This is a genomic window from Gordonia sp. CPCC 205333, from assembly GCF_048537885.1.
Classification (GTDB): domain Bacteria; phylum Actinomycetota; class Actinomycetes; order Mycobacteriales; family Mycobacteriaceae; genus Gordonia.
In genome coordinates, this window is the sequence record NZ_JBCLVI010000004.1 from 406646 (window position 1) to 421027 (window position 14382).

Below are 14382 nucleotides of genomic sequence, written 5' to 3' on the forward strand. Positions count from 1 at the left end.
AAGCCGTCTCCGTACCGCTACTCTCATCAAAAAGAAGAGGACACGAATGACTGAAGCTCTGCCCAAGCCCGCACGAGGTGGCTACTGGATCGGCGCGATACTTATCGCGCTCGGCGTGATCAGCAGTGCTGTCGGGTTGGTCATCGGACTCGCGTCGCTGTTCGAGGGGCCGACCGTGACCTTCACCGGTTCGACGATGGTCGAACTGCTCGAGAACGAGCCGAAACTCGTCTATGTCGATTCGGAAACAGCCCGTTACCGTTGCACCCTTACCGACGCCACGGGCGAGCAGCTCGAGTTGCGCCAATATCCAGGATCACTGCAGATCAACCGGTGGTATGGCGCCTACGTTTTGCCGACTCCGACGCCCGGCACCTATCTTTTGACCTGCCAGAGCAACGATTCATTCGCAACATTCGGGATAGGTCCCCGAATGGGGACGGGAGCGAAAGCCGCGCTGATCGCGGGGCCGCTCGTCGGATTACTACTGGTAGTCGGCGGGTTCGTGCTGATCATCCTCACCGCGGTCCGCAACGGGCGTCGACGACCGAAGTTTCCGCCCCAACCTACTTCCGCGTAACTTGGTTCGTATGAGACGGTTATGTAACCCGACATAACTAGCACGCCGTTACCGGCATGCCATGACGTAAAGGAACCCCATGACTGTCCTTGCGGAGACCAACGGAATACGCAACATCGGCATCCTCGGTATCGGCGCGTATCGCCCCGAACGGGTCGTCACCAACGACGAGATCTGCGAGAACATCGACTCCTCCGACGAGTGGATCTACACGCGCACCGGTATCAAGACTCGCCGTTTCGCCCGCCGTGACGAGAGCGTCATGGAGATGTCAGTCGATGCCGGCCGCAAGGCCATTGCGAATGCCCTGCTGTCGGGCTCGGATATCGACGCCGTCATCGTTGCTACCAACACGCACCTACTGCTGACTCCCGCCGCAGCGGTTAAGGTCGCCACCGACCTCGGCGCCAACGGCGTCCCCGCCTTCGACGTCACCGTCGGCTGTGCTGGTTTCGGTTACGCGATGGCCCTCGCATCGGATATGGTCCGCGGCGGCAGTGCGACGCATGTACTCGTCATCGGCGCCGAGCAACTGTCGGTGACGATGGATATGAACGATCGCGGCAACTGTTTCATCTTCGGCGATGGAGCCGGCGCGGTCGTCGTGGGACCAACCGAGGAGCAACAGCTCGGTCCGGTCATCTGGGGTTCGGACGGAACACAGTTCAACGCGATCCGCCAAGACATCGACTGGATCACCTTCCTCGACGGCGATGATCACCTCAAGCGCCCCTACCTGCGCATGGAAGGCACCAGCGTCTTCCGCTGGGCCGCATTCGAAATGGGTAAAGCCGCGCAACGCGCGCTCGACGCCGCCAAGATCGGCGCCGAAGAACTCGACGTCTTCGTTCCGCACCAGGCAAACTCGCGGATCAACGAATTGCTGGCTCGCGGCCTGAAACTCAAAGAAGGCACCGTCGTCGCCAACGACATCGAGTACACCGGCAATACCTCCGCAGCATCGATCCCCCTGGCGATGGAAGACCTACTGTCAACCGGCAAGGCCAAGCCCGGCGACACCGCACTACTGCTCGGCTACGGCGCCGGATTGAGTTACGCGGCGCAGGTCGTGAAGATGCCGCCCGTCCCCTTCGAGTGACTCCCGGCGCACCGACTACCCTGGCTAGGTGACTTTCAGCCCCGACACCGTTGCCCGCGAGGTCAGTCGTCGGCGCACTTTCGCGATCATCTCCCACCCCGACGCCGGTAAGTCGACGATGACCGAGGCGCTGGCCCTTCACGCACGCATGATCAGTGAGGCCGGCGCCGTACACGGCAAGGCCGGGCGCAAATCGACCGTCTCGGACTGGATGGAGATGGAGAAGGCGCGCGGCATCTCGGTGAGTTCGACGGCGCTGCAGTTCAACTACACCGCCTCGCAGTCCCCGACGACCCCAGCCGACGACCCGGACAATCCGCATGTCGTCAACTTGGTCGACACGCCGGGTCACGCCGACTTCTCCGAAGACACCTATCGGGTGCTGACCGCGGTCGATGCGGCAGTCATGTTGATCGACGCCGCGAAAGGTCTTGAGCCGCAAACTCTCAAACTGTTCCAGGTCTGCCGCCACCGTGGGATTCCGGTGATCACCGTGGTCAACAAGTGGGACCGGCCGGGCCGTACACCGCTGGAGTTGATCGACGAGATCACCGATCGGATCGGCCTCACCCCGACTCCGCTGTTCGTGCCGGTGGGCATCGCGGGCGACTTCCGCGGCCTGCTCGACCGCCGCACCGGCGAGTACGTGCGGTTCAGCCGTACCGCCGGTGGCGCCAAGATCGCCCCGGAGGAGATTCTCGACGCAGATGCGGCTGTCGCCCGCGAAGGAGACGAGTGGACCTCCGCTCTGGAGGAGAGCGAACTGCTCTCCGAGATGGGTCAGGATCACGATCAGGAGATGTTCCTGGCCGGCGAAACATCGCCGATGATCTTCACCTCGGCGATGTTGAATTTCGGTGTGCGCCAACTCCTCGAGGCTCTGGTCGAACTCGCTCCGGCCCCGGCCGGCCGGGCCGACATAGACGACACCGTCCGCGAGGTGACTGAACCGTTCAGCGCGGTGGTGTTCAAGGTGCAGGCAGGTATGGATTCCAGCCACCGAGATCGGTTGGCGTATATGCGAATCGTTTCCGGCGAGTTCGAACGCGGCATGGTCGTCACTCACGCGCAGACTGGAAAGCCGTTCGCTACCAAGTACGCTCAGGCGGTTTTCGGCCGGGACCGCTCGACCGTGGACACCGCTTATCCTGGTGACGTCGTGGGACTGGTCAACGCGATGGCCCTCGCCCCCGGCGACACCCTGTTCGACGCTCCTCGCGTGCAGTTCCCGCCGATCCCTTCCTTTGCGCCGGAACACTTTTCGACGCTTCGCGCCAACAGCGCCGGTAAGTACAAGCAGTTCCGCAAAGCGATGGATCAACTCGACTCCGAAGGCGTCGTGCAGGTGTTGCGCAACGACACCCGCGGCGATGCATCGCCGGTACTCGCTGCCGTCGGCCCGATGCAGTTCGAGGTGGTGACGGCTCGGATGAAATCCGAGTTCGGTGTGGATACCACCATTGAGCCACTTGGCTATTCACTGGCCCGTCGCACCGACGAGGAAAGTCGCGCGAGCCTCGACCGTCAGCGCGGGGTTGAAGTCTTCACTCGCACCGACGGTGCCATTTTGGCCCTGTTCAGCGACAAGTGGCGGCTGGCCTACGTCGAGAAGGAACTTCCCGACCTGACACTTGAACCCCTTGTGGCTACGGCGGATTGAGGATGAATCTACGCAGTCGCACGCGATCGCCGATCCGCGCCGCCGCATTGATCGGTGTCGCCGGGGTGTTCGCGATGGCGTGCGGGACTGATCCGGTCCCCCCGAGCGAGACGCCAACGTCGAAGGCGAATACAGCTCAATCCGCCGTCGTGGCCAATGACGAATGCCAGCGGATGCCACCCAGTGGCCATATCGACCGGTCCGGAATGAATCTGAATTTCGGCACCGGCGATATCCGAATTTCGTTGTCGCCCACCACTGCGACACCCGCACCGACCCCGGTGGCTCCGCCCCCCGCAGCGCCCGCTCCGCCGGGTGGCCCTAAACCACCAGCAACGTCGAGTCCGACCCCCTCCAGCACACCCGCCGCGCCGAAGTCGCAGTGTTTCGGCTTCTCGCGCTGGGGTAACGGCGACCCATCGGTCCCGCCAGATTCGTTGCTCTTCAGTTTCAAAGGGCCGGACGACGTTGGTGCGCAGGTGTCATTCTTCGTCGGCGACCTCACCGGCGGCAGTCCGCCACCCGCCGGCGGCGCGAAACGCGTCGTCCCACCGCTGGTCACGCCTATCAACGCGCAGGTCGGGCTTTCGGTCGACGGCAAGTATTTTCAGGCGACGCAGTGTTCGCTCAAGATTACCGCGATGTCCTCGGCCCGCGCCGCAGGTTTCTTCCAATGTCCCACTGCGACAACGTCAGAGGCCAATCCGTTCGAACCGTCCGACGACGTCGCATACGACTCCGACGAGTCGATGACCACCACGCCCGCACCGGGTGGGCCGACGCCATCGACACCCCCTCGGACCACAACCGCACCGCAGACGGCGAGCCTGTCAGGCTGGTTCAGCGTCACCAAATAGCGCGGACGTTCACTCGCCGACGATGCGGGCCACTGTCGCTGCGTCAACTTCATCCAGGGTGGCCGGCACGAAAGCTGGCCTGCGATCTTTGTCCACGAGGACCGCACGGACCCCCTCAGCGAAATCGGGGGTCGCGGTAATCTCTTGCGCCGCACGGAGTTCGCGATCGAAACACTCATCCAGCGTTGACTGCGCACCGGCTGCTATCAATGCAGTGGTGACCGCGAGGCTCGTCGGCGATGCCGCGTGGAGCAGGTCGAGCATTTGCGACGCCCAGTTCTCCTCGGTCGCGCCATCGTCGGGACCGGCCGCTCCGCGCAATCCGCCGACGATACCGGCCGCGCTGTCGCCGACGAAATACTCCGCGACCTTGTCAAGCGGCAGTGAATCAGCGGCTGGAACACTAAGTCCGCCAAGCGCTTCGATCAGCGGCGCACCCGATCGCAGTGCCGTAGCCACGTCGGGAAGGTCGTCTGAGTGGACCGCGTGCGTGGCAAGGCCGACTTGCAGGGCCTGCGCCCCGGACACTCGTGCTCCGGTGAGCCCCAACCAGTTTCCGACTCCCTCCGGCAGTCGGGGCAGGAAATATGTCGAGCCGATATCGGGGAAGAATCCGATGGCCGTCTCGGGCATCGCGATGAGCGCCCGCTCAGTCACGACACGGATCTCGCCGTGAACGCTGATTCCCAGCCCGCCGCCCATCGCGGCGCCATCGATGAGGGTGACATACGGCTTGGGGTAGTTCGCGATCAGTTGATCGAGCCGATACTCCGCACTGAAATAGTCGGTGATTGCGGTGTGGTCACCGGCCACCGCAGCCTCGCGGATCGCCCTGATATCACCGCCGGCACAAAAGGCGCGGTCCGACGCCGAACTGACCAGGACAGTACGAACTGAATCGTCGTCGCCCCAGGCTACGAGCACCTCGTAGATATCCTCGACCATCGATTGATCCAGGGCGTTGAGGGCTTTGGGGCGATCGAGGATAATTTCGCCAACGCCGTTGGCAACTGCGCTACGGATGTACGACATGCACCGAACATTAGTGCGTGTAGGCCAGATCACGCCCGGAGGGGCACTCGGTCATGACATACTCCACAAATGGTAAACGTTACGACGGACGTTGTCACGGTTCTTGCGGCCGACAGCGGTGGCGGTGCCGCGCTTGATCAAGTGTTCGGCATGACTGCCGTCGCAGGCGTAGTCTCGCTCGGGCTCCTATGGATCGCCTATCAGCATCGGATGCGAAAATCGGACTGGCTCAACGATCTTGGGCGCTGGGTGGGGTCGGTTGGCGAGCGCCCGAGTTGGTCGGTACTCCCGGTCGTGCTGTTCACCACGACGATCCTCACCGCGTTCCTCGGATTCATCTGGGATGTCAGTCTGCATATCGGCCGCGGGCGCGACGAAGGGCCTCTCGCCAATCCCGCGCACTACTTCATTCTGGTCGGCCTATTCTTCTTGTTCATCGCAGGTTCGCTGGCGATGATTCTGCCGCGTAACGCAGACGGGTCGGTCGCCAAACCGGGCAAAGCCGCGGTGAAGATCACCCGCACGTGGTACTCCCCGGTCGCCGGCATCCTGGTTGCCGCGTGTGGCCTCTACGCGTTGATCGGCTTCCCGCTCGACGACATCTGGCATCGCATCTTCGGTCAAGACGTGACGCTGTGGGGGCCGACCCACCTCATGCTCATCGGTGGTGCCGGGTTCTCGCTGATCGGCATCATCCTGCTAATCCACGAGGGTTACCTCGCGGCTACGTTCAACGCGGACAAGGACATTCCACAGGGCCCGGCCAAGCTCGGGTCGTTCACCATCCCGGCGTGGGTCACCGGAACTGCCTCGACCAAGTTGGCGCAAGCACTTGCCTGCGGCGGTCTCCTGATCGGTCTGTCGGTATTCCAAGTCGAATTCGACTTCGGCGTTCAGCAGTTCCGTCTGCTGTTCCAGCCCGTGCTGATGATTGCCGCGGGCGTCTTCGGTCTCGTCGTCTGCCGGCTGTGGGCCGGCGTTGGCATGACCTTCGTCGCGGTCGCCTTCGCGGCAATTGTCCGCGGCATCGTGGCGGTCCTCGTCGGCCCGATCCTCGGTGAACCGAGCAATATTTTCCCGCTGTATCTCGGCATCGCCGTCGTCGTGGAACTGCTGGCCTTGACGCCGCTACGCAACAATGCCATCGCCTTCGGCGGCGTCAGCGGTCTGGTCGGCGCGACGCTCGGCGTATGGGGCGAATCGCTGTGGGTCAACGGACTCTTCCAGACTCCGTGGCCAACGAGTCTGTGGCCGTCGATCCTGACGGTCGGCATCCCGGTCGGCATTACCGTCGGGCTGACCGCCGGCCTGCTGGCCCGTGTTCTTCAACCAAAGCCGTTGCCCAGCAAGCCTATTCGACGCGGCATCGTTGTGCTGATGATCGCAACCATCGCCGGAGCGGTGCTCTACGGCCTCAATATCAAAGAGCCCGAGGACGCGGCTGTCACGGTGGCGTTGACCGAGGCGCCGGTGGTCGACGGGTTCCGGATGGTCACCGCGGATGTACGTATCGTTCCCGATTCCACCGTGTCCGACGACCCGGACTGGGTAACCATCCTGGCGTGGCAGGGCGGCGGCGACAGCCTGCACGGCCTCGTCATCGACCGCCTCGACAAGGTCGGGCCGGGTCACTACAGATCCACCAAGGCTGTACCGGTATCAGGCACCTGGAAGACAGTATTCCGTGTTCAGGACGGCAATATCCTGACCGCCGCGCCGATCTACCTCGCCGGAGATCCCGCGATCGGCGCGACCGAAGTAACCGCGACGCCGTCGTTTACCCGACCGCTCAGCCGCGAGATCGACGTCTTGCAGCGCGAACGTAAATTCGATCACCCGGCGTGGCTCTTCTCTACGGCAACCTGGATCGTCGCGCTGATGACGATAGTCCTGGTGTGGGTGTTGTCCTGGGGCGCTGCCCGAATCAACGAGTCTTACTACGGCAGCCAAACAACGACCGAGCCGGTACCAACGCCCATCCCCGAGAACGCCGCGTGAGGGTTGTCTACCTGGCCGACCACTCGGTGTGGTTGGCATTGCCCGCCTTCGCACCCGCTCTGCTGATCGCCGGGGTGGTCGTCGGGATGGTGATTCGTGATCGTCGTGCGCCAGATGATGCCGAGGACGACAACGGAACCGACGAAACGGATCTTCCATGATCGACGTCGTAGCGCATGGGACCGGTGAAGCGTCCGCGCTTCCAGTCCCCATCACCTTTGCCCTGATCGGCGGATCGTGGGCGCTCGCCGGTTCATTCGCGGTACTCGCGTTGGCCTGGCGTAAGCCGCGCCTGACGGCGTCGGGCCATTTCGCATCAGTGAGCGGTAGGGTGACGGCGGTCGCCGACAGTTCGGTCACGCGCGCAATGCTCGGCGTACTTGGCATCGTCATCTCCGCTGCGACGCTGATCCTCGGTGTCGTTGCCGACGACGAGCACAATCCGTTGACCGGTACGTTCTACGCGCTGCTGTGGGTTGGGCTCGTCCCGCTATCCCTGCTGTTCGGCCCGGTGTGGCGATTGATCTCACCATTGCGCGCCATTCATGGGTTCGCGTGTCGAACAACCGGTTTCGACTTAGACCGCGGATTGCTGACATATCCCGACCGGTTCGGCCGATGGCCGGCCGCACTTGGGTTGTTCGCCTTCGTATGGATCGAATTGTGTTCGAGCAATCGCGGCTCGGCCGACGCGGTATTGGTGTGGCTGATCGTTTACGTCGTGGTACTCGGCCTCGGTTCGATACTCTTCGGACGCCGGTGGTTTTCCAGCGCCGATCCGTTCGAAGTATTCAGCGAGACAATCGCAACCATGTCGGTGCTCGCACGCAATCCTGATGACCGCTCATTGATGCTGCGCGGTCCCCTTTCCGGGCTCTCGACATATGGCAGCGGCCCGGGATCGGTCGCGGTTATCGCAGTCCTGCTCGGCTCGACCGCCTTCGACAGCTTTACCAGGATCACCATGCCGCACACCATGATCGAGCGGACCGGGGTGATGGCGGCATTCATCGCCGGGGTCGCGGCGACCTTCGTCGCGGCGTCGATGGCTACCGGCGGAGTAACGTCGGCGCAGCGGCGCGCATTGCCCGGTAACCTCGCCCACAACTTGATTCCGATTGTCGTTGGCTACCTGATCGCCCACTACGCAACATACTTCGTCGAAGAGGGCCAGGAAGCGGTAGGCGCGTGGTGGGTTTCGCTGACCGGCGGTGGCGAGCCGGGGGTATGGCGGACCTTTACCGAACACCCGGCGATCCCTGCCTCGATCGCGGTGAGCGCGGTGGTGATCGGTCATATTCTCGCGGTCATCGCGGCACACGATGCGGCACTGCGGGCCCTGCCCCGCCGACATCAACTGACCGGTCAACTGGCGCTAATGTTGCTGATGGTCGGCTACACCTTCACCGGGCTGTACCTGCTATTCGGTGCATAAACCCGGCAACGCACCGCTCACCGCTGGTCGAGTGCCATCCCCACCGCTGGTCGAGTGCCGACGAGCCTGCGAGTCGGTGTATCGAGACCACCGCACCACTCACCGCTGGTCGAGTGCCGACGAGCCCGCGAGTCGGTGTATCGAGACCACCGCTCACCGCTGGTCGAGTGCCGACGAGCCCGCGAGTCGATGTATCGAGACCACCGCACCACTCACCGCTGGTCGAGTGCCGACGAGCCCGCGAGTCGATGTATCGAGACCACCGCTCACCGCTGGTCGAGTGCCGACGAGCCTGCGAGTCGGTGTATCGAGACCACCGCACCCCGAAGTCGAAACCCCCTTGCCAGATCTACTGAGAACAGCTAACGTTGGCGCCGTTCTTGTAGCCCACCGAGGAGTTGATCGCCAGATATGAACGACTGAGATTCGTCCACCACGCCGCGCGCCACGCATCTTATGCGTCGAGCCCGTCGGCATCATCGGATCAATCTCATTGGAGTCGCTCATGTCTACCTCGTTTCCCGCTGCCATTTCCCCCTCCGCGTCGGGCTCGCCAATCACCCTGTCCGACATCACCTTCGCCTGGCCCGACGGTACCGCGGTCTTTAAACATCTATCGGCGACCATTCCGGCCGGAGTCACGTCGATCGTCGGCGCCAACGGCGCGGGGAAGACAACACTGTTGCGCCTGATTGCCGGTGACTTGCGGCCGACGTCAGGAAGCATCACGGCTACGGGCTCGATCGGTCTGGTAGATCAGCATCCGCAGGCCAACCAGACCGACACGGTTGCCGACGTACTCGGCATCACCGATCGTGTCGCCGCGCTGCGCCACATCGAAGCCGGCTCTGTCGATCCCGACGACTACACTGTGATCGGCGATGACTGGGATATCGAGGCACGGGCAGTCGCGGAACTATCTGGAATCGGTTTGGGCACACTGGAACTCGACCGCACCGTCGGCGAGGTTTCCGGAGGTGAGGCGACGCTACTGGCCATCGCGGCAAGATTGCTCGACCGGCCGACCGTTTTGATTCTCGACGAACCGACCAATAACCTCGATCCGCGAGCGCGCCGGTTGCTGTTCGACGCCATCGATCGGTTCGCCGGCTCAGTCTTACTCATCAGTCACGACTTGGAATTGCTCGAACGAGTCAATACCACAATGGAGTTGTATCGCGGTGACCTCCGCGCATTCGGTGGTGCGTATTCGCTCTACCGACAGACGATGGAGTCCGAGCAAGATTCCGTGGCTGCCGCCGTCGTCACAGCCTCGAATGACCTTCGCAAACAGCGGCGCGAGATGATCGAGGCGCAGACCAAGCTGGCACACCGGGCGCGGACGGCCCGCAAGGCGGAAGCCGAGAAGCGCGTACCCAAGATCATCGCCCACGGACGTCGTTCCGCCGCACAGGTTTCGGCGGGCAAACTGCGTACCGAGGTGGCGGCCGACGTAGATGCCGCGAAGGAGCATTTGAACGACGTTGCGGCCGATGTCCGCAACGACCTGACCGCGAAGATCGCGCTACCTGAACTATCGATCGCGACGCGCCGCGAGATTGTCGTCGACGACGAATTGCCGGTTGACGGACCCGAGCGCATCCGGGTGGCCGGAGCGAATGGCTCCGGCAAGACAACCCTGCTGCGTCGAATCATCGACGATGAGGCGATCCAGGTCCCGTATTGTTTTGTGCCGCAGTTGATCACCTTCGACGACGAGAACCGATCGATCGCCGAGGCGATGGCCGACGCGCATCCCGAACTGACGCTGATGCACATCCATTCCGCGTTGGCGCGCATGCTGTTTCGAGGCGATCGGTCAAAGCAACGGCTCTCGACACTGTCGGGTGGAGAACGCCTGCGAGTTGCGCTGGCGATCGGGCTGGCGGGCACCACGCCAGCGGAACTGCTCATCATCGATGAACCGACGAACAACCTCGATATCGAAACCGTCGAACAATTGGCCGCTGCGTTGAACGGGTGGAACGGAGCGTTGGTGCTGGTATCTCATGACGAGAATTTCGTTGACCGCGTAGGCATTTCACGAACGGTGACGCTCTGATCGACCAGCGGAAAGTCACCACAGCTCACCAATCGCCGCTGGTCGAGCGCCGAGGAGCACTAGCGACGAAGTGTATCGAGACCCCGTGAGAGACTTGCGAAGCAACTCACCAGGTCTCGATACACCGACTCGCAAGCTCGCCGGCACTCGCCCAACGGAAAGTCGCCTGCCACTCGACCGGCGCGAACTCGCCACACTACGGCCAGAACTACTCGATCTGCTCAGCGGCCTCCAGCCACTGCATCTCAGCGTCTTCCTTGTCCGCGACCACCTTGCGCAACTCGGTGTCCAACGCGACCAACTTCTCCTGATCGGTTGCAGCAGCTGCCAATTCGGTGTGCAGCTTCGCCTCGCGTGCGTCGAGCTTTTGGATTTGCCGCTCCAGCCGGTTCATTGCCTTACGTGCCTGATGATGTGCTGCGGCGTCGGTGGTCAGCTCAGAACCCACCGAATTCGACTGTGCCGTAACTACTTTCACCGAACCCTGACTGCCGGCCAACTCGGCCCGCCGAGTCAGGTATTGCTCGATGCCGCCGGGCAGGTTGGTCAGCGCGCCGTCGCCGAACAGCGCCCAGGTGGAATCGCAGATTCGCTCGATCAAGTACCGGTCGTGACTGATCACCACCAGGGTTCCGGCCCACCCGTCGAGCAGGTCCTCCAACTGTTGCAAAGTATCGATGTCGAGATCGTTGGTCGGCTCGTCGAGCAGCAGCACATTCGGCTCAGCCATCAGGACGCACGTCAGCTGGAGCCGACGACGCTCCCCACCGGACAGATCGCCGACCGGCGTGCGCTGTCGCGCGGGCGCGAAACCCAACCGCTCAGCGAGCTGGCTGGCAGAAAGTTCCTTGTCCCCCAACGTAATATGGCCCGCGACTGCCTCGACGGCGTCGAGTACACGCTGATCGGGATCGAGGTCGTCGAGTTCCTGGCGCAGCCAACCGAGCGACACCGTCTTGCCCTCAATCCGCCGCCCGGGTGCCACCGGCACCTCACCGGCGAGCGCGCGCAGCAGCGTCGTCTTGCCCGAGCCGTTGACTCCGACCAAGCCAATACGTTCGCCGGGCGCCAACCGCCAGGTGAGATCGTCAAGCAACACCGTCGTCGTACCGTCGGCGCCGACCGGTGTTTCGATATGAGCGTTCTCCAGTTCGATCGCAACCCGACCGAGGCGTCGCTTCGCGAACGCCGAAAGGCTGACGCTGTCACGCGGCGGCGGCACGTCCGCGATGAGCTTCTCCGCTGCTTCAATTCGATAGCGGGGCTTGGACGTTCGCGCCGGCGGTCCGCGTCGCAGCCACGCCAACTCCTTGCGAGCGAGGTTACGGCGACGCTCTTCGGCGGCGTCGGCCAATCGCACGCGTTCCGCTCGCGCGAACACCCAGTCGTTGTAGCCGCCTTCATATTCGTCGACGCGGCCGGAGTGGACTTCCCAGGTGCGCTGGGCGACAGTGTCGAGGAACCAGCGGTCGTGCGTCACGACGACCAGCGCGCTGGACCGCGAGACGAGATGCGAGGCGAGCCACTGCACGCCTTCGACGTCGAGGTGGTTGGTCGGCTCGTCCAAGACCAGCAGGTCGGCGTCGGAAACCAGGGCCGCAGCTAGCGCCGCGCGTCGTCGCTGCCCGCCTGATAATTCGTCGACGCGCGAGTTCATCAGCGCATCGACGCCGATCCCCGCCAGGACGCCGCGGATTCTGGCGTCGCCGGCCCATTCGTGTTCCGCCAAACCCAACTGTCCGATGACGACATCGGCGACGGTCGCACCGGGTGGAAGTTCGCCGCGCTGGGTGACGGTGACGACACGCACTCCCCCGGCCCGCGAGACTCGCCCGGCATCAGGTTCGACGATGCCGGACAGAATTTCCAACAATGTCGTCTTGCCGCCACCGTTTAGACCGACGACGCCGATACGTTGGCCGGAATGGACACCGACACTGACTTCGTCGAGCAGGGGTTTGATGCCGAAACTCTTGCTGATTTTCTCCGCGTTGATCAGCACCGCGTTGGGAGTGGTCATTTCACTCCGATGAGTTCAGATACTTTGACTCGCTCAACACAACGCACCGCTAGACGATACCAACGCCGCTCATGACCTCTGACCACGCGCCCTCGCGGGCGACCGAACGACTGCCAGTCGTCCTGGTACATGGCTTGCGAGTCAGCGGGGCAGCCCTGCACCGGATCGACGCGGCGATCACCGATCGCGAGACCCGATGCCCCGACCTTCCCGGTCATGGCACACGGAGCGGCGAAGTCTTCACGATGGAATCCGCGGTCGACGCGGTATTCGACGCGATCGATGACGTCGGCGGTCGTGCGATGGTGGCGGGTATGTCACTGGGCGGGTATGTCGCAATGGCGGCGGGGGCCCGCGACTCGACGGCAATCGCGGGTCTGACGGTGATGTGTGCGACGACTCAACCGACTGCACTGTTGGCCGCACCATTCCGGGTCTTCGGTGCGGCGACGAGATATCTGCCGAAGGAGGCGGCCGCTATCAGCAAATTCCTCACCCGGATCGCCGTCGGACGCGGTGTGTCCGAGGATATGGAAGCTGGCGGGCTCTCCCTGCATTCGATTCGCGACGTAGTGAATGGCCTCGCAACGTTCGACGCTCTCAGCGCGATCGCGTCCTATGCCGGGCCGACTGAATTTCTCAACGGCGCACAAGATCCGTTCCGCTTGAATGAACATCGATTCCTCGACGCCGCTCAGGACGCCCGTCTGACCGTCGTCGAATCAGGCAGTCATCTCTTTCCTCTGATCCAACCGGCGCTGGTCGGCAAGTTCATCGCCGCAGAGGCTGCCAGCCTCGACCATGATTTCGACCCGGCCACCGACCGATAAGCACTGGATAACAAAACTCCTTCACTTTTGTCACTTCTGTAACCAGTGCGTACCGTCGAGACGGTGAATCGCGAATCCATCCGAAATCGGGCGCTCGTCACCTTGGCGGCAGCGATCGCCGCCGGAACTCTGACCGCCGCTCCGGCGACGGCGGCGCCACAAGTCGGCCCTGACGTGTCGAGCCATCAACATCCGGGTTCGTCGTTCATCAACTGGTTCGCGGTGCGCGCAGCAGGTCAGCAGCTCGCGATGGTTAAGGCAACTGAGTCCACCTGGTACGTCAATCCCTACTTCGTGCCCGACAGTGTGTCGATACGTGCGGCCGGTCTGATCCGGGGCACCTATCACTACGCCGATCCCTCCCGATCCGCCGCCGCGCAGGCGCTGTTCTACGCGACGACGGTGCTTGGCCAAAACGGCATCCTCGACCTTCCACCCGTACTCGATCTGGAAGCGACCGGCGGACTGGGCCCACGAGCGCTTGCGGCCTGGGTACGTGAATTCTGCGGGACGCTCGAGGCGATCACGCACCGCAAGACGATCATCTACACCTACCCACAGTTCTGGAACAACGCGATGGGTGGCACCCGCGAATTCGGCGACCATCCGTTATGGATCGCGTCCTACAACGGCAAAGCCGCGCCGGTGATGCCCAAGGGCGGCTGGCGAACCTGGACTTTCTGGCAGTTCACCGATAGTGGACGGCTGGCCGGCGTGCCGACACGGGTGGATCTCAACCGATATAACGGCTCGATCGCCGGACTCCGACGTTATGGCAACGCGCTCAACGCCTTTGGCAGCTGAGGCGA

12 protein-coding genes are annotated in these 14382 nt (G+C 63.1%); 10 read left to right on the forward strand and 2 right to left on the reverse strand.

From position 1 onward, the window contains the following. Positions 1–46: 46 nt before the first annotated feature. From AAFP29_RS16440 to AAFP29_RS16455, 4 genes are all read left to right on the forward strand, one after another. On the forward strand, positions 47–580 hold the full coding sequence (locus AAFP29_RS16440) for a hypothetical protein (RefSeq protein WP_419218466.1): 534 nt from the start codon (positions 47–49) through the stop codon (positions 578–580). Positions 581–659: 79 nt separating this feature from the next. Then, positions 660–1679, forward strand: a complete 1020-nt coding sequence (locus AAFP29_RS16445) for a beta-ketoacyl-ACP synthase III (RefSeq protein ID WP_419218467.1) — start codon at positions 660–662, stop codon at positions 1677–1679. Between the two features lie 28 nt (positions 1680–1707). After that, entirely contained in the window at positions 1708–3339 is a 1632-nt protein-coding gene (locus AAFP29_RS16450; RefSeq protein WP_419218468.1) for a peptide chain release factor 3, read from the forward strand. Between the two features lie 2 nt (positions 3340–3341). Further along, positions 3342–4196, forward strand: a complete 855-nt coding sequence (locus tag AAFP29_RS16455) for a hypothetical protein (RefSeq protein ID WP_419218469.1) — start codon at positions 3342–3344, stop codon at positions 4194–4196. A gap of 9 nt (positions 4197–4205) precedes the next feature. Here AAFP29_RS16455 and AAFP29_RS16460 read toward each other — a convergent pair whose 3' ends face one another. After that, complete coding sequence (locus tag AAFP29_RS16460; protein WP_419218470.1) at positions 4206–5228, reverse strand: enoyl-CoA hydratase/isomerase family protein; 1023 nt, start codon at positions 5226–5228, stop codon at positions 4206–4208. Positions 5229–5297: 69 nt separating this feature from the next. Here AAFP29_RS16460 and AAFP29_RS16465 point away from each other — a divergent pair, with 69 nt between their 5' ends. The 4 genes from AAFP29_RS16465 (at position 5298) to AAFP29_RS16480 (ending at position 10723) form a co-directional block, all read left to right on the forward strand. Next, on the forward strand, positions 5298–7226 hold the full coding sequence (locus AAFP29_RS16465) for a hypothetical protein (RefSeq protein ID WP_419218471.1): 1929 nt from the start codon (positions 5298–5300) through the stop codon (positions 7224–7226). Then, positions 7223–7387: a hypothetical protein gene (locus AAFP29_RS16470; RefSeq protein WP_419218472.1), complete on the forward strand. Its 165-nt coding sequence runs from the start codon at positions 7223–7225 to the stop codon at positions 7385–7387. The genes AAFP29_RS16465 and AAFP29_RS16470 overlap by 4 nt, the downstream gene beginning before the upstream one ends. After that, entirely contained in the window at positions 7384–8661 is a 1278-nt protein-coding gene (locus tag AAFP29_RS16475; RefSeq protein ID WP_419218473.1) for a hypothetical protein, read from the forward strand. Before AAFP29_RS16470 ends, AAFP29_RS16475 begins: the two co-directional genes overlap by 4 nt. Positions 8662–9166: 505 nt before the next feature. Continuing rightward, complete coding sequence (locus AAFP29_RS16480) at positions 9167–10723, forward strand: ABC-F family ATP-binding cassette domain-containing protein (RefSeq protein ID WP_419218474.1); 1557 nt, start codon at positions 9167–9169, stop codon at positions 10721–10723. 208 nt (positions 10724–10931) lie between these two features. Here AAFP29_RS16480 and AAFP29_RS16485 read toward each other — a convergent pair whose 3' ends face one another. Beyond that, positions 10932–12743 carry an ABC-F family ATP-binding cassette domain-containing protein gene (locus AAFP29_RS16485; RefSeq protein ID WP_419218475.1) on the reverse strand — a complete coding sequence of 604 codons (1812 nt, stop codon included), beginning with the start codon at positions 12741–12743 and terminating at the stop codon, positions 10932–10934. Positions 12744–12814: 71 nt separating this feature from the next. Between AAFP29_RS16485 and AAFP29_RS16490 the strand changes: the two genes are divergently transcribed. Beyond that, positions 12815–13573, forward strand: a complete 759-nt coding sequence (locus tag AAFP29_RS16490) for an alpha/beta fold hydrolase (RefSeq protein ID WP_419218476.1) — start codon at positions 12815–12817, stop codon at positions 13571–13573. Between the two features lie 63 nt (positions 13574–13636). Then, positions 13637–14377: a glycoside hydrolase family 25 protein gene (locus tag AAFP29_RS16495; protein WP_419218477.1), complete on the forward strand. Its 741-nt coding sequence runs from the start codon at positions 13637–13639 to the stop codon at positions 14375–14377. Positions 14378–14382 lie beyond the last annotated feature (5 nt).